General features: G+C 37.8%; 1 protein-coding gene. It reads left to right on the top strand.

The annotated features are described in order from the left end of the window. Positions 1-1,324 (top strand): proprotein convertase P-domain-containing protein (locus RM538_RS13345; RefSeq protein ID WP_311333934.1); only part of this gene is annotated, 1,324 nt, incomplete at both ends.

A 1,324-nucleotide genomic window follows, 5' to 3' on the forward strand; every position in this document is an offset into this window, starting at 1 on the left:
CACAGTAACATTAGATGAGTTTGGTATGGCTTCTATTACAGAAGCAGATATTGATAACGGATCTAGTGATAACTGTCCTGGATTTACACTTTCTGCAAGCCAAACAAGTTTTGACTGTAGTGATGTAGGAGATGTAGTTGTTACTTTAACAGTAACAGATGCTTCTGGAAATACAGATACATGTGATGCAACTGTAACAGTTGTAGATGATATTGCTCCTGTAATTGTTTGTGAAGGACAAGCAGGTTCTGCAGTATACTCTGATGCACCAGGATTAGTTTTTGGTAATCCTGCTCCAGTAGTAACAAGTATCATTAATGTTACAGATGATGTAATATTAGATGATGTAAATATTAACTTAGACATTACTCATGCATGGGTAGGCGATATAGATATCACTTTAACTTCTCCTGCTGGAACAGTAGTACAAATAAAAACTATTGGTATTGACTGTGGTAATGCTGATATATTAGCAACTGTTGATGATGATGGTGTTAATAACATAGACGATGTTTGCGATATAGCACCTGCAATTGGCGGTGTGGTTGCTCCTTCTTCTCCTTTAGCAGCTTTCAATGGAGAGAGTTCATTAGGTGATTGGACATTAACGGTAGAAGATACATTCTTAGCTTTTGATGATGGAGTATTTAATGCATGGGATTTAATCTTATCTTCTCCAGATTTAGCATTACCTGCATTAGACGTAGTGCTTGATGTGGATGGTATGGCTACAATAAATGCTGCAGATTTACTTGTAAGTGCAGATGATGCATGTGGTGTTGAAGTAACAGTACCAGGCGGTGTAAATATTTCTGAAACAGGTGATAACTTAGGTACTGTAATTAGTGATGCTGCTCCAGTTGAATCTGTAGCATCAATTACAGATAGCGGTACTTTAGGAACAGATATTACTCTAGACAATGTTGGCCTTGATATCACCCATACATGGGCTGGTGATTTAGAGATAACTTTAACATCTCCTGCAGGTACAGTATTAGTTCTTTCTGATAACAATGGAGGAAGTGATGACAACTATACAAATACTGTTTTCCAAGACGGAGGTGATGATATCACAGCTGCGAATGCTCCATTTACTGGTACATTTGAAGCACAAGGCGGTACATTTGCCGCTACATTTGCTGGTGAAAGTATTACTGGTGATTGGACATTAACAGTAACAGATACTGCGGCTGGTGACGAAGGAACACTTAACGACTTTAGTATCACATTTACACAAGACACAATTGTACAATTCACTTGTGCTGATGTAGGTATTAATGAAATTGAAGTATTTGCAACAGATCCTAGCGGAAATGTTTCTTCA

The organism is Patiriisocius hiemis, from assembly GCF_031846325.1.
Taxonomy (GTDB): domain Bacteria; phylum Bacteroidota; class Bacteroidia; order Flavobacteriales; family Flavobacteriaceae; genus Patiriisocius_A; species Patiriisocius_A hiemis.